Origin of the sequence: Chryseobacterium oncorhynchi, from assembly GCF_002899895.1 — a bacterium.
In the GTDB taxonomy this organism is placed as follows: Bacteria; Bacteroidota; Bacteroidia; order Flavobacteriales; family Weeksellaceae; genus Chryseobacterium; species Chryseobacterium oncorhynchi.
Genome location: NZ_PPEI02000003.1, coordinates 313,491 through 334,615, shown reverse-complemented (window position 1 = coordinate 334,615; position 21,125 = coordinate 313,491). Strand labels below are relative to the sequence as shown.

Sequence of the window (21,125 nt, the reverse complement as noted above, 5' to 3'; positions counted from 1 at the left end):
ATTTATAAAAAATAAAAGGAGTATTTGCAAATACTCCTTTTATCTATATGTTTATCTTTTTATTTTACTTCTACAAAATTATCCGCCATGTTTACATCTGCAATTCTTTGGCTGAAATCAATTCCCAACACAGATAATTGAGATTTTGCATAAGGAATAGTAATGGTATATTCTTTCTGTGTCCAAGGCCAATATGGCATTGTTTTAAAATCACCATAAATGTCTTTCTCTTTCCATGTATGCGTCATGTTTAATGGAATCTGGTAAGTAACAATCTTTTTATCCGTTGTCATTACACTGAAATCAATTGGCATTGGAACCTGACCATTGTTAACAAGGGTAATTGTAGTAGATTTTTCATCATACTTTACATCCTTAATTCCATAATCAATTGTTTTGGTAGTATTGATCCAGTAATTGTGAAACCACTTCAGATCCATACCGGAAACCTTTTGGGCAATATGAAGAAAATCTCTATCTGAAGGATGCTTCATACTCCATTGATCATAATATTGCTTTAGGGTTTCTGCAAGGTTTTGCTCCCCCATAATGTATCCTAACTGTACCAGATACAATTCTCCTTTCACATAGGTAGAATAAGTATAAGCCGTTCCGTTGTCATGGTGGTCTCCTAACCAAACTGCAGGTTCTTCAATTCCTTTTTTAATGAAGTTTCTGTAGGCTTCTATGGTTTTAGCAAAAGGATTTGGAAGTTCTTCAGGAAATAGCTGGTGCATTGTATACCCCTCTGCGTAGCTTGTAAAGCCCTCATCCATCCATGGACGTACAGATTCATTGGTTGCAAGCATCTGCTGATACCATGAGTGCGCTCCTTCATGAGCCATAAGACCCATTAAATCTTTAATATTTTTAGCCTCTCCAAGAATCATCGTACACATTCCATACTCCATTCCACCATCACCTCCTTGAATAAACGCATAGGTAGGATATACATATTTTCCGAAATGAGAATTCATGATCTGGAAATACTTTGTGATATAAGAAGGCGCCTCACTCCACGCTTTAGTCTTATCATTTTTTTGATATACTAAATATACTTTCGGTCCCTCCGGAACGTTAAAGCTTTCTACAGAATAATCCCTGTCTGCACTCCATGCAAAGTCAAGAATGTTCTTTGCGGTCCATTTCCAGGTAACTTTTTTATCTTTCTCAGCCTTTATTTTTGCATTAGCCTCATATCCTTTTACATCAGCTGGGTTTTCAAGAATTCCTCCTGCTCCTACTACATAATCTTTATTGATCTTAATATTGACATCAAAATCTGAAAACGGTGCATGGAATTCTCTTCCCATATAATCAAAGGTTGCCCAGCCATCATAATCATATTCAGCAATTTTTGGGTACCATTGCGTCATGGTCATATCTACACCTTCTCTGTTATTTCTTCCGCTTCTTCTAATCTGCTCAGGAATTACAGCATCCCAATCCATTGTAAAAGTTGTTGTAGAATTTGGCTTGATAGGCTCTGCCAGATACACTTTCATGATGGTTTCCTGAACTTCAAACTTCAGATCCTTGCCATTTTGCTTGATCCAGTGAATATTTTGAGCGCCCTCCTGATCTTTTGGAATAGAAGACAATCTTGAGATCCCGTCCTTTTGCAATCTTGAGTCACCATTTTTCCCTTGGGAAGCCACCCTTTGATCCATCATCGAATTACGCTTAAAAGCATTCCAATATAAGTGGAAATAAACCACATTCAGCTCATCCGGAGAATTGTTGGTGTATTCTAAGGTTTGTTTTCCCTGATAGGTAAATTTTTCAGCGTTAACATCAATATCCATCTTGTATTTCGCAGCCTGCTGATAATAAGCTCCTTGCTGAGCATGAAATTGTGAAATGATAAACGCAAAAATGATTGCAGCCGATTTTCTCATTTAAAATTTTATTTTTTCTAAAGGTAGTTATTTTAAATAAAAACCTCAAACAGGAGTTATCCGGAGGTTTTATTCTGTTGAATATGGTTTTAGATTGATTTTTATTTCAATTGTTAAAAGAAATTTTTGAACATCAATAGAGTGAATTTCTTAAACACAAAAAACCTCAGATGCAGATACACCTGAGGCTGATTTTGTAATTTAAAACTACAATTATTTTTTAGCAGAAGCTTCTTTTTTTGCACTTCTAAGGATTTTTTCAAGGATTCTCAATGTGATCAGGTATGTTGGTTTCACTCCTGTAAGACCTAAACCTCCTGAAGATAATGTACTTCCTGTTTCCAGAGGATTATCCGAAGCATAGTAAGCATAGCAAACGAACAGATCCGGTGAAATGTGGTGTCTGATCTTGGATGCTACCTGAATAGCTTTCTGGTAATGCGCTCCTTCCATTTCAAGACCAATGGCTTTCCATGAAGTATTCATAAAGTAAGAAAGAATATCCTTATTCTGAAGGGATGTTCCTAAAACAGTGATCATCGGACCTTCAAAAGCCTTTAGTTCATCGTCATTGAAATCATCAAGCTTTAATGCATTCTCAAAAGGATAGTTGTCAGCAGTTCCTTCAAAAATATGAGAAGTCGGGATCATAATATCTCCTTTTGCACCGGTAAGAATTCCTGCTTTCCCCATAATAGAAACAGATTTCACATGCATCATGTGTATTTCTCCTTTATGTTCAAAAGGCTTCAATAGCTCATCCATTACCTCGAAAGCCTGCTCTCCGAATGCATAGTCGAATACCATCACCACATCATCTCCAGAGAACTTGCAGTCAGCAAATGGAGTGTTCTTCAGATTTGTCTTACTAAGATCAATGATTTGAACATCAATATTACTTCCGCTTTTATCAGCAATATGAATCATCCCCTCGTCCATGGCATATTTTAACACCTTGTCACGAAGTTCTTTCTTATTTGAAATTTCTTCATACAGCTTATAGTCTACCTCATTATTATGCTTCTTTTTAAGAGCTTCATTTGCATACAACATATTTTTTACTGAGTGCATATTGGCAGAAATAATATGTAACGGACGCATGTGAAGATTATTTTCAAATAAAACCTCTTTCACTTTGTTCGCCCATTTTTCACCAAAATAGTGATGTCCTACTCTTTCCTTTAATATAGCACTGAAATGAATTTCTCTTTCTCTTGCCCCTTTCGCATCTTCAAGACTTACCTTTCCTAGGTTGTAAATGATCTTAAATAAACGGTCAGGATTATCATCATCTCCAAAAGTATTGTAAGCTCTTAGTGTTTCATCAAAGGATCTTCCTATTAAAGAAGAAAGATGAATAAGTGCCACTTCTTTCTCTTTTCTGCTGAATTTTTTCTCTCCTTTCACCACCTCTTCAATAATTTTAAAGGCACGGATCGGCTTCCAGTTTTCATCCTGAATGAAAGCTAGATTACGGATTTTGTCCGCTTCTATAAATAAGAATGTAAGGTGGGTAAGAATGTCATAAATTTCGGAACGGCCCAAAAGAACCTCAATATTCATCTGGTGTTCGTCTATCCTATAGCAGTTTCTTCTTCTTTTCTTTGGAACAATAGGTTCGAAACTTCCTTTATCAAACCCCTCATCTGATGTAAGATGAATAAAAGCACATTCCTCAATCCCCTCAGGAAGCCTGTCTAAAACATACATCAACCCGTCCAGTTCCAATTTGTTTGGAATATTCATGGTACCATAAATTTCCGGATTGATCGTCTTCAACAAACTTCTGATACTTTCTCCTGAAACCCCTCCTGGCTTGAAAAATCCTCTATAAAATAAATGTCTCATAGAGATGTATAACCTTTCAATAGCCTCTGTAGTTTCTCTTGCTCTAGAATTTGTCATAAAATAAATTTCACACAAATATACAAAATCTCCGCTCAACTTATTTTAACTATCTTTTAATTAAGTTGTTTAAAACCCATAAATAGACAGTATTATTTTAAGATATAATGATCTTCTTCTTTATTTTAATATGAAATGAATATTACGGTTTTAATCTTATATTTATACAAGCATAAAGTTTTATGGCTGAGGTTAAAAAATAAATTCAATTCAGACAGCAATATGACAATATCAAAAGCATTTACCCTGATGAAAGGCAGATTAAATAATATTTCCCTTTTTTGGAAAGTATGGATATGTCATATCTTAATTTATTTTTTACTGCTGATTATATTTCTAATCATAAAAGAGGGCAAGGCTGATGATGGTATTTTTCATAACAACATCCTCTTATTGCTATTGAGGAGCACTATAATAGGATTATTTGGGATATTGGACGGAATCGGGGGATTAGTTATTATATCAATGATAACAATGTATCTGATCAATCTGTACTTTCAGAAGTTCTACATTAGTTATATTTTATCATTAGCTCTCACTTATCCTATTTTTATGCAGTTTTGTAATGAGGGGTATGGCTCAAATGCTATAACTATAATATGTCTAGTAATAACAATTATAATTAATATGGTTATTTTTAGAAAACATATCATAACTACATAGAAAACCTCCAACACTGTATTTCCTCCACTGTTCAATGCTATTTTCTATTTTAACTTTTCGTAACAATAAGTCTAAATCTCAAACCACCCCTCTCAAAAAAGTAAAACCATTGTTTAAATTTTAGTTAAAATTCAAAATACCCCTAAAAAAAACAGGGGTAAAATATTTTCGATTCATTTTTTTTGTAAATTTGCCCTGTAAAAAATCACCCAAATATGTCAACCTTAAGATTCAAAGCATTAGAAACCCTACCATTTAAGGATTTCAGAAAAGATAACTCTGTTGAAATCCCTGCAAAATTATCGGAACTATTCTGTAAAAATGTTTTCTCGGAAGAAACGATGAGAGAATATTTAACAAAAGAAGCGTTCGGTTCTATCATGGATGCCATTAAAAAAGGCACTAAGATCCAAAGACATATCGCAGACCAGGTAGCTGTGGCGATGAAAGACTGGGCTATGAGCAAAGGAGTAACTCACTACACTCACTGGTTTCAGCCTTTGACAGGGACAACTGCAGAAAAGCACGATTCTTTCTTTACACCTATTGAAGGAGGTAGAGCTATTGAAAGATTCAGTGGAAACATGCTAATCCAACAGGAGCCAGATGCATCATCTTTCCCTAACGGAGGAATCAGAAATACATTCGAAGCAAGAGGTTATACAGCTTGGGACCCTACATCCCCTGCTTTCATCATGGGAACTACATTATGTATTCCTTCCATCTTCATTTCTTATACTGGTGAAACTTTGGACTACAAGGCACCTTTATTAAGAGCTTTGAATGCTGTAGATGAAGCTGCAACCAGCGTAATGCAGTATTTTGATAAAAACGTAACAAAGGTAACCCCTACCCTAGGTTGGGAACAAGAATATTTTCTTGTTGATTCAGCATTATACCAATCACGTCCGGATCTTGTTTTAACAGGTAAAACATTATTAGGGCATTCTCCTGCAAAAGGACAGCAGCTAGACGACCACTACTTCGGATCTATCCCTACAAGAGTAATGAACTTTATGAAGGAGTTGGAAATCGAATGTATGAAATTGGGTATCCCTGCAACAACAAGACATAACGAGGTAGCACCTAACCAATTTGAGCTTGCCCCAATGTTTGAAGAAGTAAACGTTGCTGTAGACCACAACTCTTTATTGATGGACATCATGGCAAGAGTAGCTCACAAACACCACTTCCACATCCTATTCCACGAAAAGCCATTCGCAGGAGTAAACGGAAGCGGAAAGCACAATAACTGGTCTTTAGCTACAGATACAGGAGAAAACCTTTTAAGCCCAGGAAAGAATCCAAAGAAAAACTTACAGTTCTTAACATTCTTCGTGAATACAATTAAAGCTGTTCACGAATATGCTGACCTTTTAAGAGCAAGTATTGCTTCCGCGAGTAACGATCACAGACTAGGTGCCAACGAAGCTCCACCTGCAATTATCTCCGTATTCATCGGAACCCAGTTGTTCAGCGTTTTGGAAGAACTTGAAAAAGTAACTAACGGGAAATTATCTCCGGAAGAAAAAACAGAATTAAAACTAAATGTAGTTGGAAAAATCCCTGAAATCCTATTGGATAACACGGATAGAAACAGAACTTCTCCTTTTGCATTTACAGGAAATAAATTTGAAATCAGAGCGGTAGGATCTTCTGCAAACTGTGCAGAGTCTATGACCGTAATGAATACCATCGCCGCAAAACAATTAAATGATTTCAAAAAAGAAGTTGACGCTTTAATTGAAACCGGCCTTAAGAAAGATGAAGCGATCTTTAATATATTAAGAGAATACATCAAGCAGTGTAAAAACATCATGTTTGAAGGTGATGGATACTCTGATGACTGGGCAAAAGAAGCTGAGAAAAGAGGATTGAATAACCTTAAAACAACCCCTGAAGCTCTTAAACAGGAAATGGATAAGAAATTCTTAGATCTATATGAAGAGATGGGAATTTTCAACCACAGAGAAGTTGAAGCAAGAAACGAAATTAAATTAGAGAAATACTCTACTGTTATTGATATTGAGGCGAGAGTATTAAGTGATATCGCAAGAAACCACATCATTCCTTCTGCTTTAAATTATCAGAACAGATTAATTGAAAACGTAAAAGGTCTTAAAGAGATCTTCGGAGATAAAGAATTTAAACCATTGGCAAAAGAGCAAATGAGTTTAATCACAAGCATTTCTGAAAATGTTTCTAAAATCAAACTTGGCGTTGAAGATCTTCTTAAAGCTAGAGAAACAACAAAAAGCATATCAGACAGCCAAAAACAGGCAGAAAGCTATTGTAACAATGTAAAACCTTTATTCGACGGAATCAGAGAAGCTTCTGATGCACTTGAGATGATGGTAGACGATGAGCTTTGGCCGTTGACAAAATACAGAGAAATGTTGTTCACAAAATAACACCTGTAAAGTTCCATATTAGTTTAAATTCCTCGGTTTTCCGGGGAATTTTTTTGTTTTGTTAACAACCTGAAAAATTGGAGTTTTAAATCTCAAATGCCGATTTATAGAAGAAAATCGATATCGTTTGTTAAAGAATCTTAATAAAAAAAACCGCAAACTCACCAAAAATAGGCTGTTGCGGTTTATTTTTCTTTAACATAAGCAAATAATATGTTAAATAGTGTTAAAATAAGATCCTGACAATTATCATATCAGGGGTCTTTTGCTCGGAATCTCTACTTTTGTATTGCTTTTGGAAATAAATATTCCTTTTAACACGGTTAATCAAATATATATGAAGAAAAGAGTTTTGTCTTATTTAGTTGCTATAGTTACTACAGTATCATTGCAATCGTGTGCTACTAATTATGTAGTTTCAAAACCAGCAACTTACGCTAAAGAATACAAAACAGATGCCAAACTAGCTTCTATTGATAACAAAAAAATGGAGCTGGATAAGCAAAAACTTATCAATTCTTTTCTTGCAGAAAAGGCCGCATCTATAGCTAGCGCTAAAAAAGCCATTAAGAATTCTGAGATTGCAAAAGCAGTCAGATATAATAAAACCATTGACGGTATCCTTACTGAAGCTGAAACGTACCTTGGAACTCCTTACAGATATGGAGGAACTACAAGAAGAGGTATAGATTGTTCAGCTTTTGTTCTTTCTGTATTCGGAGCTGCAGCAGGTCTTAGCTTACCAAGAGTAGCAGCATCTCAGGCTCAGGAGGGAGAAAGAATTGAAAAGGAAAGCCTACAGAAAGGAGACTTAATTTTCTTTTCTCATGGAAGAAGAATTTCTCACGTAGGTATTGTAGAAAGTGTTACTGAAGAAGGGGAAGTAAAATTCATCCACGCAGCAACATCAAAGGGAGTAATGATCTCTTCACTGAATGACTCTTATTGGGGACCTAAATACAGATTCGCAAAAAGAGTAATCAACGAAGAAGGAGAAGCTTATAATAACCTAGCGTCTACTGCTCCAGCTACACCAGCAAATTTTTAATTTTATAAATAATTGATTTAAATAATGAAGCCATCAGATCCTGATGGCTTTTTTATGCAGTCTATCTAAATATCGGAGTAAATAAGCCCAAATTTTTTAAAGTATATCACTTCTAAAATCTAAGCTCTGACATCAGATTCTTTACTTTAGCTATTCCTATCTATTTCTATATCGAGCTTATATAATAGACCATACACTTCAGAGAGTGAAAATTTGGCCTTTTTAAGCCTGTTTATAGCCGGATCTATTGAATAGTTGAACGATGTCCTCAAATCTGCTTTTTCAAGGTTTGTGTTATCGAAAACAGCACCAGACAAATCGCAGTTACTAATGATTGCATTTGATACATCACATTCAGTGAAATCAACTTCAATCAATCTGGAGTTTTTGAAAATGGTTTTCTTAATTGAAGTTTGATAAAATATGGAATTGTTCAGGGAGCACCCATCAAATGTAAATGACATTCCAAATTCATTGCAATTACTGAACTCAAGCCCAAACATTTTACATTCTTTAAAAATCACACCCCGAAAGGCTGTGCCTACAAGTTTTGCCATACTAAGATTGCATTCTATAAACTCACAGTCGGTAAAACTAAATCCTGATAGATTAATGTATTCAAAACTACAATTTCTAAAAGCACAATTTTCGTATTCTCCTTTTTCTAATTGAGAACAGTCTACATTTTCAAAGTTTTGATCTAAAACATAGGCTTCTTTCATAAAAATATAATGATTTATGGGTATAACTTCACTGTCTGCACATTGAGCAGATTTAAAATAAGAATAGATCTTTCCTCTTTACAGCTTTATTATTTGCTTAAAGAGAATATCTATACTAAGCTATTTTTGTCTGAATAATTAAGTTTAAAGAAAATAAAGGTCATCATTGAGAATGCCAATAAGGAACTACCTCCATAACTGAAATACGGAAGAGGAATCCCTACTGTTGGGAAAAGCCCCATAACCATCCCTAAATTGATTGAAAAGTGCATCAGCAGGATCGAAGCAAAGCAATATCCAAATACACGATTAAAGGTGGACTTCTGTTTTTCTGCCAGATAATAGATTCGGCCAATATAGACCATGTAGCACAAAACAAGAATAGCACTTCCCATGAATCCCCATTCCTCTCCTACTGTACAGAATATATAATCGGTTTCCTGCTCAGGAACAAACTTCCCTTGGGTAACAGATCCTTCACGATATCCTTTTCCCCAAATCCCACCGGAACCAATTGCTGTCTTGGAATATAATAAGTTGTATCCTGAAGTATCTCTAAATGCTTTTTCTCCTTTATAAAGAACCTCAATTCTTTCTCTCTGGTGCTTAGGAAGTTTCTCCAAGATAAAAGGTGAACCAAATGCTAAACCACAAAGCAAAAGAATAGATCCCGTAATTCCTGAAATAGAAATCACATCCCATGACATTCTATGGTAGTTCATGGCAATCAAAACCCCGGCTATTACCAAAATGGCTACAGCCACATAAACCGGAGGAATCGCCAATGATATAAGGAAGACCCCAGCAAAGATAAAGCCTACACCAAACAACATTCCGCTAAGTCCTTCTCTGTATAAGGCAATGAAAAACGCTATGAATACAAGCATAGACCCAACATCAGGAATAGCCAATACAACTACTGCCGGAATACCAATAACCGCCAAAGCTGTTAATAAGGACTTCCTGTTTTTCAGATTAAAATCAGGTCCGGAAACATAATTGGCAAGCATCAAAGCCGTTCCTATTTTTGCAAATTCCACAGGCTGCATAGTAAAACTTCCAAACTTATACCAGTTTTTCTGTCCCAATATTTCCTTTCCAAAAGGAAAAAGACCTATCAATAAGAGGACACCACCAATGTAAATAATCCCTGACATATTCTCGAAGAACTTACTTCTTCCTAAAAATATGATAAGGCCTACAAATACAGATATACAGAAAAAAGCCAACTGCTTTTCACCTAGTTTCTGGTCAACACTGTAAATATTTGCAATAGCAAAAATGCAAAGCAGGAAATACAGTCCAAGGCCCAGTTTATCTATTCCTTCAGTCCATTTCATTACTTAGCAGGTTTTTTAGCAGCGTTATTATTTTTAGTTTCTTCTTCTATCTTCTTCTGAAGCTTGGCTTTTTGTTGCTTAATCAAATCCAGGCTATCCTTTATTCTTTTTTGTTTAATTGAATCAGGTTTAGGATCTTTATAAAGTCCTTTACGCTTCAAATCTGCAATCCATTGTCTTTTATATTCTGGCATGAAACTCGAAGTAATCATTTTTTTATACAGATTTTCTCTTTTCAAATCACCAGTAATATATTTTTCAGCAATCACTGTACAAGCTGGACCTGCCCATGTAGCTCCAAATCCGGCATGCTCCATTACTGCAACCACAACAATTTTTGGTTTATCAGCCGGAGCAATCAACACAAAGATAGAATTATCCTTTCCTTGTGGAACCTGTGCAGTACCTGTCTTGGCTAATTGTGTAAAGTCATTAGATTTTAACCCTCTTGCTGTTCCTCTCAAAACTACGGCTTCCATACCTTTTAAAACAGGTTCAAAATGTTTTGGATCAACCAAAGTTTTATGCTTAACCTTAAATCTTGGATCAGGATTTGCTTTTCCGTCAATTCCTTTTACGATATGAGGGGTATAATACCAACCTTTGTTAGCAATAGCAGCTACATAATTCGCAAGTTGAATAGGAGTTACCAAAACGTCTCCCTGCCCCATTCCATTATAAATAGCTCCGGTTGACATCTCATCCCAGTTTTTAAAATCAGTTCTCTGGGAACCACTTGCTTTCATGATCGCTTTAAACCTTTTCTCATAAAAATCTCCTGAAGGTATTCTTCCTTTTGCACCCACAGCAAAATCATTATTTAAAAACTCTCCAACTCCAAAACTGCTCATGATTTCTTTCCATTCATCAACACCTTTTGAAGGATTTCCTGGATATTTTTTGATTATTGCAATAAACGCATAGGTGAAAAAACAGTTACTGGATACCTGAATTGAAGGAATTAGTGGCTCAGCTCCCCCATGACCTTTAATTCTTTTGCCTTTATAGAAAAATCCACCACCACAAGGGAAAATAGTTTTTTCATCCATTACTCCCATCTGCATTGCAGCTAGAGCTGTCAACAATTTGAAAGTTGACCCAGGAGGATATCCAGCTTGTAAAGAACGGTCAAAAGTAGGTTTATTCTCGTAAAGCGTATCTTTTGACAGAGCATATAAATTTTTTGATTTATAAGGTCCGGTGAAAAGGTTCGGATCAATATCCGGTCCCGTAGCCGCTACTAATACTTCCCCGTTATTAGGGTCTAAAGCAACAATTGCACCGTGCTTATTTACCAGCATTTCTTCAGCCGTTCTCTGAAGGTCATAATCAATCGTTAAGGTAATGTCTTTACCTGTAATCACATCTTTATCTAAAGATCCGTTTTTATAAGAACCAATATTTCGGAGCCTGATATCTTTTTGGATGTATTTCACACCTTTTACTCCTCTAAGTTCTTTTTCGTAGGATTTTTCAACCCCCGTTTTTCCGATAAAATCTCCTGGTAAATAGTATATGGAATCTTTTTTAATATCTTTTTCGTTCACCTCACTTGTATACCCCAAAAGATTTCCGGAGGTGGAGACTTCATATTGACGCTGAGGTCTTGAAACAATATTAAAAGCAGGGTACTTAAAAATAATTTCCTGAACTCTTGCTATATCTTCTCTGCTAAGGTCCTTAATGAAAGTCATTGGAGTCAGCTTAGAATAATATTTTTCCTTTTTAATAAATTCAATTTTTTTGATAAAATCAGCTTTACTGATCTTCATTAAGCTACAAAAGCCTAATGTATCAAAATCCGGTTTCATTAAAGCCTGAGTAAAAGAAATTTCATAGGCAGGCTGATTCCCTACCATTATTTTACCGTTTCTGTCAAAAATGACTCCTCGTTGCGGAATAACATATTCAGTTTTAATAGAGGTATTGGCTGCATTCAATGCATAACGGTCTGTAAACAACTGCAAATAAGCAAGCCTCGCCACAAAAATAAGAGCGATTACAACAAGGATGGAAAAAATTTTTAAATAACGTGTGTTCAAACTTTTTGTTTGATTTTAAATATTAATGCGTAGATGACGATAAAGATAAATGAAATAACACTTGTTACCAACACATTAAATAATATTTCAAAAAATCTGCTAAACTTAAAGAACTCAATATACTGTACTAGAAGCTGATGCAGAAAAATACTTGAAAATAAAAACAGCAAAAACTGCGCCCATTGAAGGGACTGAAAAGAAAAAAAGTCTGTGGAAGTATCCGTGGAAGTCCTGAATATCAATGTTCTAAAATAAGCAATCAACGTTGTTGCAAAAGCATTGATCCCCCATGAATAAAGGAAACCATCAATAGCCAGCCCCATTAAAAAACTTAATGCCAGGAACTGAAATTTGTTTCTAAAGAAAGGATAGAACATGACAAATACAGGATACAATACCGGAGTATATTTCCCGAAAAGAGTAATCCTGTTCAATACAAATACCTGTAAAGCAACAAGAAAAATCATGATCAATATGTCGGTAAATAAAGTCCTGCTAATCATTTTCTTTCTTTATTACAGCTTGCATAGTATCTTGAATCTTTTGCACATCGGCTTTTTTAAGATTCTTTACTACATACACTTTATTCAACGCTCCCATTTTTTCACTCAGTTCAACTGAGATATCCCAGAATCCCGTTTTATTATCCACAGAATAACCGGCAATAGTACCAATAGTAACCCCTTTCGGGAAGATTGCTGACTTTCCGTCTGTAACAACGGTGTCTCCTATTTTTAATGCAACATATTTTGGAATATCTGCAAGATGCATCACCCTGGAATTATCTCCGTTCCATGTTAAAGTACCGAAGTATCCTGAATTTTTGAGTGCTGCATTAATTCTGATCTTATTGACACTCAATACAGATTGAACCAATGCATAACTATCTGTAGAATTAATCACAATCCCGGCAATTCCTCTAGGTCCCATTATTCCCATTTGAGGAAAGACACCATCTCTTTTACCACGATTGATTGTAAAGTAATTATTTCTTCTGTTGATACTGTTAAAAACAATTTCTCCATCAACAAAAGTATAAATCTGCCCACCACCAATGGTATCATGAACTTTTCTGAAGACAGGATTTTTTGCTCCGTCTTTTCCGTAAAGTTCGGTCATAAGGGCTTTATTCTGAACTACAAGATCTTCATTGATCTGTTTTAACTTCAGATAAGAAACTCCTTCATCAATATATCCGGAAACCCATGAATTAAAAGCAGCCGTTTGGCCCGCTATCCAGGATTTCTGCATGGCATTTCTAGTGAATATCAAAACCAGAGCAATAATTTGCAGGAATATAAAGAAGACAAAAAGTGTGTTCTTCGAAAATAGTCTCAGCAAAAATCCCATTCAGATATAAAGTCGTAAAAAGTTAAAATTATTTAATTAAGAAGTTGAATTTATCCATATTCTTAAGAGCAATACCTGTTCCACGAACTACAGCTCTCAACGGATCTTCAGCTACAAATACAGGAAGACCTGTCTTCTTGTGAATTCTGTCCGCAAGGCCTCTTAGCAACGCTCCTCCTCCAGCAAGATAAATTCCCGTTTTATAGATATCAGCTGCCAATTCCGGTGGAGTAAGAGAAAGAGTTTCCATTACAGCATCTTCAATTCTTATGATAGACTTGTCTAATGCACGTGCAATTTCTTTGTATCCTACCATAATTTCTTTAGGCTTACCTGTAATAAGGTCTCTACCTTGTACTGGGATATCTTCGATGTCTACATCAAGATCTTCCACTGCAGAACCTACTTCAATTTTGATTCTTTCAGCAGTTCTTTCCCCAATATAAAGGTTATGGTGAGTTCTTAAGTAATAAGCAATATCATTTGTAAATACATCTCCTGCAATTTTTACAGATTTATCACATACGATACCTCCTAAAGCTACTACAGCAATTTCCGTAGTACCTCCACCTATATCGATGATCATGTTACCTTCAGGTTTTTGTACATCAATCCCGACTCCTATAGCAGCTGCCATTGGTTCATAGATCAATCTCACTTCTTTTGCATTTACTTTCTGAGCAGAATCTCTTACCGCTCTTTTTTCAACTTCAGTGATACCGGAAGGAATACAGATTACAATTCTTAATGCAGGCTGTATAAATTTACCCTTAATTCCAGGAATTTTTTTGATAAATTCTTTAATCATGTGTTCAGAAGCGTGGAAATCTGCAATAACCCCATCTTTCAATGGACGAATTGTCTTAATATCCTCGTGAGTTTTACCTTGCATATGCTTAGCCTGTTCACCTACAGCAATGGGTTTACCCGTAGAACGTTCAATTGCGACAATTGACGGTTGATCTATAACAATTTTATTATTATGGATGATAAGGGTATTAGCTGTTCCTAGGTCTATCGCAATTTCTTGCGTAAACATATCAAATAAACTCATATTTTTCTTCTGATTTTAAGATTACAAAGATATAAATTTAACACTACTAAAGAAATTTCCCACCAACATTATTTGGTTAAAATTTTATTAAAATTTATAATTCTTTATTAACTTTCTGTCTAGATAATTACAGAGTTTGAGTTAAACTAAAATTAATGAGGGAAATTGAAAGCTAAAAAGGTTAAATGCTAAACTATTAAAATATCAAAAAGGATGCCTGAAAAATAAGCAAACAAAGGAATCAAAATTCTGTGTAAGGTTGGAAATCTGAGATTAACATGATAAAAAAGCCTATAACCGTGAAAAACTGCACATCCTATTTGCTTTTTACCATTCTATCCTATTGCCTTTTTTCTCTAAACCTCTTATAGTTTTTTACGATAATTATCATATACACTATCAGGGGCTAATTAATTAAAAAAATCGTAAATTTGCGACTGCTTATGTTACAGTATTCCAACATCCATCGAACATCGAATTTTGCCGTGCTTTCCATCAGCTATGAAAAGGCCGATGTAGAAACGAGAGGAAAGTTTGCATTCTTTGATGAAAACATCAAGAACTTCGTTTCCCGGGTCCATCAGGAAGATCTTGGGGATGCATTTGTGGTCTCCACATGTAACAGGACTGAAATTTACACTACTTCTCCCAATTATCTTTTAGTGGCAGAAGAATATTGCAAAACCATCGGAGTTAACATCACGGATTTTCTTCAGTTTGCTAATATTCTCACTAAAGAAGAGGCATTAATACACCTTTTCAGAGTAGCTGCTGGTCTTGAAAGCCAGATTATCGGAGATTTTGAAATTATCGGTCAGATAAAAAAAGCATACAGCCGTTTCAAAAAAGAGAGACAAAATTCTAATCCGTACCTGGAGAGAGCAATTAATGCAGCTATTCAGATTTCGAAAAGAATTAAAAATGAAACCGGCATTTCTAATGGTGCTGCTTCTGTTTCCTATGCAGCAGTACATTATATTTTAAATAGCCAAAAGAGAATTGCTGAAAAGAACATTCTTCTTTTAGGAGTAGGTGAAATTGGACAAAATACCGTTGAGAATCTGGTAAAACATGTCTTCCAACCTAAAATTAAAATAGCAAACAGAACTCAGGAGAAAGCTGAAAAGATTTCCCAGAAATATAATATTCCTCATGTTGATTATTCTGATTTTGACAAGGAATTAAAAAATACTGATATCCTCATCGTGGCAACCGGGGCCAAACACCCGATTATCAACCAATCTCATTTCCCTAATGGAAAGGAGACATTAGTTATTGACCTTTCCATTCCGCATAACGTTGAAAAAAATGTAACGGAAAATGAAAATGTAACCTTAATTGATGTTGATGAACTTTCAAAACAAATCCAAGAAACGATCCAACAGCGGGAAAAAGAAATTCCAAAAGCTGAAAAGATCATCAAGGAATTGATGAAAGACTTCATTGAGTGGGAAAAAAAGAGAAAACTGGCACCTAATATTCATCATTTCAAGGCTGTTTTAAAGAACATGGAACGCAATGAGATGCATAATTTCTATAAGAAGAATAAATATATAGACATTACGGATATGGAGCTTTCGGATAAAATGATCCAGAAGATCACCAACCGTTTTGCAAAATATATCATCGACAATCCTTTAAAAGCCGAAGAAATTAGTAAATTAATGCACGAAATATTAGTTGAACAACCAAACAACGAATTCCATGAAAAGCATTAGAATCGGAACAAGAAATTCCGCACTTGCACTTTGGCAGGCAAGAGAGGTTGCGAGGCACCTTCAGAACAATAATTTTTTAACGGAGATTGTTCCTATCGTTTCTTCTGGCGATAAGAACCTTAATCAGCCACTGTATTCACTGGGAATCACCGGTGTTTTCACAAGAGATCTTGATGTTGCATTACTCAACGACGAAATAGACATTGCCGTTCATTCTTTAAAAGACGTCCCTACTCAGTTACCTCAGAACATTGAGATGATTGCTTATCTGGAAAGAGATTTTCCTCAGGACATCCTAATCAGAAAGGAGTCTGCAAGAAATAAAGAGTTTCATGAGCTGAAACTGGCAACCAGCAGCTTGAGAAGAAGAGCATTCTGGTTAAGACATTACCCTACCACGGAGTTCTCAGACATTCGTGGAAATATTCAAACCCGTCTTCAAAAGCTTGAAGATGGAAATTTTGATGCTACCATTCTATCTTTGGCAGGAATCAAAAGGATGAAAATGGAAATTGATTACGAAATGCTTCCGATAATGATCCCAGCTCCATCGCAGGGTGTGATTGCTGTTGCAGGACATTCCGACAAGCCGGAGATCAATGAAATTCTAAGACAAATCAACCATGAGCCTACTCAAATCTGTGTAGAAATGGAAAGAAATTTTCTAAGTACATTAGAAGGAGGTTGTACAGCACCTATTGGGGCATTTGCAGAAATCATCGGGGATCAGATCCGTTTTACGGCAGCATTATGTTCTCTGGATGGTAAAAATTGCATCGCCATTGATGAGAATTTTGAATACAATTCATCAGAGAACTTTGGTGAAAAATTTGCAAAAGTTGTCCTGGAAAACGGTGGAAAAGAATTAATGGCAGAAATTAAAAGCCAGATCTAAAGATTATTTTAAACTTCCTTTAGCGTCCCATTCATCTTTACTTAGCAGAAATATGAAAATCTTATTTACCAAAAATATAGACCAATTGATTATATCCAAAGAATTAGGAGGGGATATTTCGGTTGATTGTGTTGAGGTAATCAAGACCAAACCTATTATAATTAGTCCTTTTGATCTTAAAAACTATTCCCTGATTTTTACCAGTGTGAATGGTGTGGCTGCGTTTTTCAAAAATCGCTTTAAGCCCAATGAAGATTTTACGGCAAAAAATTACAATAAGATTTACTGCGTTGGTGAAAAAACCAAGAGGGCTTTAAGGAAAAATGGATTTGGAACGTTCAAAGTATTGAAAAATGCTGAAATGTTATCCAGATTTATTATCGGGAACTGCCAGCATGAACAGTTTCTTCATTTCTGTGGCAATCTTGCCATTAATGTTTTAGACAACGATCTTCCTCTACAAAATATTAAGTATAAAAAAATTACGATCTACAACACGGAGGAAACCAATCCGTTAATACCTGAAAAATATCATGCTGCAGTATTTTTTAGTCCAAGCGGAGTTCGTAGTTTTGCAAAGCAAAATTCCCTAAAGGATATGAAACTGTTTTCGATTGGAGAAACTACATCCGGGGAATTGAGGAATTACACTCAAGAAAGAATTTTTACTTCCGAAGAAAATACACTGACCTCAATTTTTGAGTTGATCAGGAACGAAATGGGAGAGAAATTTTAAAATATTTGTTACCGAATTGGAAGGTAATATTAGTTTAAATAGATTATGATAAAAAACGACCTATATTTAAAAGCACTTCGCGGAGAAACCGTTGAAAGACCTCCTGTCTGGATGATGAGGCAGGCTGGAAGATATCTGCCGGAATTCATTGCCTTAAGAGATAAGTATGATTTCTTTACAAGATGTCAGACCCCTGAACTTGCTGCTGAGATTACTATGCAGCCTATCCGCAGATTTCCTTTGGATGCTGCGATTCTGTTTTCAGATATTTTGGTAGTTCCACAGGCAATGGGGATTGATTTCAAAATGAAAGAATCTGTTGGACCGTGGTTGGATACTCCAATCAGAACAATGGAACAGGTTCAAAATATTGAAACTCCGGATGTGAATGACACTTTAGGATACGTTTTTGATGCTATTGAACTCACTCTTCTTAAATTAGACAATGACATTCCATTGATCGGTTTCGCAGGTTCTCCTTGGACGATTCTGTGCTATTGTGTAGAAGGAAAAGGAAGCAAGGCTTTTGATATTGCAAAGTCATTCTGTTTCCAGCAGCCTGAAGCAGCTCATTTACTACTTCAAAAGATTACAGATACTACTATTGCTTATTTAAAGAGAAAAGTAGAAAAAGGAGTTTCTGCCGTACAGATATTTGATTCTTGGGGAGGAATGCTTTCTCCAACTGATTATCAGGAGTTCTCTTGGCAGTACATCAATCAGATCGTTGAAGCACTAAGCCCTCTTACTCATGTTGTAGTATTTGGAAAAGGATGTTGGTTTGCATTGGAAGAGATGACAATGTCTAAGGTTTCTGCTCTTGGTGTTGACTGGACTATTAAGCCAGAACTTGCCAGAACTTTGACTAACCACACCATGACTTTACAAGGTAACTTTGATCCTGCGAGATTACATTCAACACCTGAAACCATCAAAAAAATGGTAAATGAAATGATTAATCGTTTCGGAAAGGACAGGTATATTGCAAACCTTGGACACGGAATCCTACCAAATGTTCCTGTTGAAAATGCTGAAGCATTCATCAGAGCAGTTGTTGATTGGAAGCCCAATCTTTAAAAACAAAATTAACTTTCACCTTGAAAGTTTAAGATCATAATAAAGCCCTATCATTACTGACAGGGCTTTTTATATTTTATTTATTTGTTAATTACTAGCTCAGCATTCGTTGTGCTTTTTTAACTCCCTCAACTAAAATATCAATTTCTTCAAAGGTATTATATACTGCAAAACTCGCTCTTACCGTTCCTGCAATATTAAAAAAGTCCATGATTGGCTGTGTACAGTGGTGCCCTGTTCTTACAGCAATACCCATTTTATCCAAAATCATTCCCACATCAGACGAAATCCCAACTCCCTCAAGATTAAAGGATACAACTCCTGTTCTATGAGCCTTTTCACCATAGATTTTAATACCCTCTAATTCTAATAGCTGTCTTTGAGCATATTCCAGCAAAGCATTTTCATGATTCTGGATATTCTGACGTCCAATTCTTTCCATAAAATCAACTGCTGCTCCTAAAGCGATATTTCCGCCTACATTAGGAGTTCCCGCTTCATACTTAAATGGAAGGCCCGCATAGGTTGTTCCATCAAAAGAACATGTTGCAATCATCTCTCCTCCTCCGTGGAATGGCGGTAAAGCTTCTAATATTTCACGTTTTCCGTATAAAATACCCGTTCCCATTGGAGCATACATTTTATGTCCTGAAAAAACAAAGAAATCACAATCCAGCTTCTGAACATCAATATTGAAATGCGGAGCAGACTGAGCACCATCAATAACAATATAAGCATCTGTATTCTTTCTCGTTCTTGCAATAATTTCTTCAATAGGGTTTACAATTCCTAATGCATTGGAAACCTGATTTACAGAAACAACCTTTGTTTTCTCACTTAAGAATTGATCAAGATAATCCAACTGCAGAATTCCATTTTCATCAATAGGAATTACACGAAGTTTTGCTCCTGTTCTTTCACAAAGCATTTGCCAAGGAACAATATTGGAGTGATGTTCCAGATATGAAATAATGATCTCATCGTCTTTTTGTAATTTTTGTGTTAAAATATAAGCGATGAGGTTCAACCCTTCTGTTGTTCCTTTTGTAAAGATTACTTCAAAATCATGTTCAGCATTGATGAATTTCTGAATCTTTCTTCTGGAAAGCTCCATTTCTTCTGTTGCCAATTGGCTTAACGTATGAATTCCTCTGTGAACATTAGCATTAAGTTCTGTATAATATGCGTGACAGAATTCTAAAACCGAATTTGGCTTTTGAGATGTAGCTGCATTGTCTAGATAAACCAACGGCTTACCATTCACTTCTCTGTCCAATATAGAAAACTGGCTTCTTATTTCCTGAATGTCAAACATTTATTTATTTTTTAAATTAAAACGTTCTTATTTAGAACTCTTCAAATTTACGGCTTTTTTTCTTAAAGGAGGTATCAGGATGGGTACTGATACTTGTCAGCTCATAGAAATACTCGATGATTGGAGACAAAGAAAATAGATAAAGCTGTAAAGCGATAGCCTAAATTTGATTATATCGCTTATCTTTTTTCTCTTTTACACAACAAAAAAAAACCTGCCAATAAATTGACAGGTTTTATATTGTTTCAATAAGTAAGTCTTATTCTGCAGATTTTTCTTCTGTTGTTGGAACATCAGGAGATTGAGTAGCAACTTCTTCAGCTTCTTCTTCATCTTCTTCATCCATTGCAGCAGCACCACCTTTCATTGCATTTCTAGACATCTTAACAGCAACTACTACTGCATTGTCTGGGTGAACGAAAGTATATCCTGTTGTTTTGATACCACCGATGTAAAGTTTGTTACCGATTCTTAATGGAGTAACATCTACAACGATCTCATCTGGCAAGTTAGCAGGAATAGCTTTTACTTTTAGTTTTCTGAAAGACTGACGTAAAACACCACCAGCTACAACACCTTTAGAACGTCCAGTGATTCTTACAGGAACTTCCATAACAACTGGCTTATCGTCAGATAATTGATAGAAGTCTGCGTGAAGAATTTTGTCCGTAATTGGGTGGAACTGAATATCTTGAAGAACTGCTGGAATTGTTTGACCATCAACTTCAATAGATACCGTGTGTGCTTCAGGAGTGTATACTAACCCTTTGAAAGCTCTCTCTTCAGCAGAGAAGTTCAATGGTGCACCACCTCCATAAACAACACAAGGAACTAATTCAGCATCACGTAAAGCTTTTGTAGACTTTTTGCCCACGCTTTCTCTTTTTGTACCTTGAATTGTAATAGATTTCATTTATAAAAAATTTAAAAAATTGTTCTAATTTTGTTTTG

16 protein-coding genes are annotated in these 21,125 nt (G+C 35.6%); 6 read left to right on the top strand and 10 right to left on the bottom strand.

Annotated features, from left to right (window positions below; genetic code table 11):
* Positions 1-59 precede the first annotated feature (59 nt).
* Together C1638_RS11795 and C1638_RS11790 are read right to left on the bottom strand one after the other, a co-directional pair.
* A complete protein-coding gene (locus tag C1638_RS11795) occupies positions 60-1,898 on the bottom strand; it encodes a M1 family metallopeptidase (protein ID WP_109621178.1) in 1,839 nt (612 codons plus the stop codon).
* A 213-nt stretch (positions 1,899-2,111) separates the two neighbouring features.
* Positions 2,112-3,803 (bottom strand): DUF6909 family protein, encoded by a 1,692-nt coding sequence (locus tag C1638_RS11790; RefSeq protein ID WP_109621176.1) that lies wholly within the window; start codon positions 3,801-3,803, stop codon positions 2,112-2,114.
* An 878-nt stretch (positions 3,804-4,681) separates the two neighbouring features.
* On the opposite strand from C1638_RS11790, the gene C1638_RS11780 reads away from it, so the two are divergent.
* Both C1638_RS11780 and C1638_RS11775 read left to right on the top strand, forming a co-directional pair.
* Complete coding sequence (locus tag C1638_RS11780; protein WP_109621172.1) at positions 4,682-6,877, top strand: glutamine synthetase III family protein; 2,196 nt, start codon at positions 4,682-4,684, stop codon at positions 6,875-6,877.
* 337 nt (positions 6,878-7,214) lie between these two features.
* Positions 7,215-7,925, top strand: a complete 711-nt coding sequence (locus C1638_RS11775) for a C40 family peptidase (protein WP_109621170.1) — start codon at positions 7,215-7,217, stop codon at positions 7,923-7,925.
* A gap of 146 nt (positions 7,926-8,071) precedes the next feature.
* Here C1638_RS11775 and C1638_RS11770 read toward each other — a convergent pair whose 3' ends face one another.
* From C1638_RS11770 to C1638_RS11745, 6 genes are all read right to left on the bottom strand, one after another.
* Positions 8,072-8,647, bottom strand: coding sequence for a pentapeptide repeat-containing protein (locus tag C1638_RS11770; RefSeq protein WP_109621168.1), 576 nt, complete (start codon positions 8,645-8,647; stop codon positions 8,072-8,074).
* Between the two features lie 110 nt (positions 8,648-8,757).
* Positions 8,758-9,987: a rod shape-determining protein RodA gene (gene rodA / locus C1638_RS11765; protein WP_109621167.1), complete on the bottom strand. Its 1,230-nt coding sequence runs from the start codon at positions 9,985-9,987 to the stop codon at positions 8,758-8,760.
* Positions 9,987-12,029: a peptidoglycan D,D-transpeptidase FtsI family protein gene (locus C1638_RS11760; RefSeq protein ID WP_109621165.1), complete on the bottom strand. Its 2,043-nt coding sequence runs from the start codon at positions 12,027-12,029 to the stop codon at positions 9,987-9,989. Before C1638_RS11760 ends, rodA begins: the two co-directional genes overlap by 1 nt.
* Positions 12,026-12,532 carry a rod shape-determining protein MreD gene (locus C1638_RS11755; protein WP_065395698.1) on the bottom strand — a complete coding sequence of 169 codons (507 nt, stop codon included), beginning with the start codon at positions 12,530-12,532 and terminating at the stop codon, positions 12,026-12,028. Before C1638_RS11755 ends, C1638_RS11760 begins: the two co-directional genes overlap by 4 nt.
* A complete protein-coding gene (mreC, locus tag C1638_RS11750; protein WP_109621163.1) occupies positions 12,525-13,379 on the bottom strand; it encodes a rod shape-determining protein MreC in 855 nt (284 codons plus the stop codon). The genes C1638_RS11755 and mreC overlap by 8 nt, the downstream gene beginning before the upstream one ends.
* 28 nt (positions 13,380-13,407) lie before the next feature.
* On the bottom strand, positions 13,408-14,433 hold the full coding sequence (locus C1638_RS11745; RefSeq protein WP_045491741.1) for a rod shape-determining protein: 1,026 nt from the start codon (positions 14,431-14,433) through the stop codon (positions 13,408-13,410).
* A 443-nt stretch (positions 14,434-14,876) separates the two neighbouring features.
* Here C1638_RS11745 and hemA point away from each other — a divergent pair, with 443 nt between their 5' ends.
* From hemA to hemE, 4 genes are read left to right on the top strand one after another with little or no spacing between them, the layout of a single operon-like run.
* Entirely contained in the window at positions 14,877-16,151 is a 1,275-nt protein-coding gene (gene hemA / locus C1638_RS11740) for a glutamyl-tRNA reductase (RefSeq protein ID WP_109621161.1), read from the top strand.
* Positions 16,138-17,046: a hydroxymethylbilane synthase gene (gene hemC, locus C1638_RS11735; protein WP_109621159.1), complete on the top strand. Its 909-nt coding sequence runs from the start codon at positions 16,138-16,140 to the stop codon at positions 17,044-17,046. The genes hemA and hemC overlap by 14 nt, the downstream gene beginning before the upstream one ends.
* 52 nt (positions 17,047-17,098) lie before the next feature.
* Positions 17,099-17,782 carry a uroporphyrinogen-III synthase gene (locus C1638_RS11730; RefSeq protein WP_109621157.1) on the top strand — a complete coding sequence of 228 codons (684 nt, stop codon included), beginning with the start codon at positions 17,099-17,101 and terminating at the stop codon, positions 17,780-17,782.
* 45 nt (positions 17,783-17,827) lie between these two features.
* A complete protein-coding gene (gene hemE, locus C1638_RS11725; RefSeq protein WP_109621154.1) occupies positions 17,828-18,859 on the top strand; it encodes a uroporphyrinogen decarboxylase in 1,032 nt (343 codons plus the stop codon).
* A 94-nt stretch (positions 18,860-18,953) separates the two neighbouring features.
* On the opposite strand, the gene C1638_RS11720 is transcribed toward hemE, so the two are convergent.
* Both C1638_RS11720 and C1638_RS11715 read right to left on the bottom strand, forming a co-directional pair.
* Entirely contained in the window at positions 18,954-20,174 is a 1,221-nt protein-coding gene (locus C1638_RS11720) for an aminotransferase class V-fold PLP-dependent enzyme (protein ID WP_109621152.1), read from the bottom strand.
* A gap of 259 nt (positions 20,175-20,433) precedes the next feature.
* Positions 20,434-21,087 carry a 50S ribosomal protein L25/general stress protein Ctc gene (locus tag C1638_RS11715; RefSeq protein WP_109621150.1) on the bottom strand — a complete coding sequence of 218 codons (654 nt, stop codon included), beginning with the start codon at positions 21,085-21,087 and terminating at the stop codon, positions 20,434-20,436.
* Between the last annotated feature and the right edge of the window lie 38 nt (positions 21,088-21,125).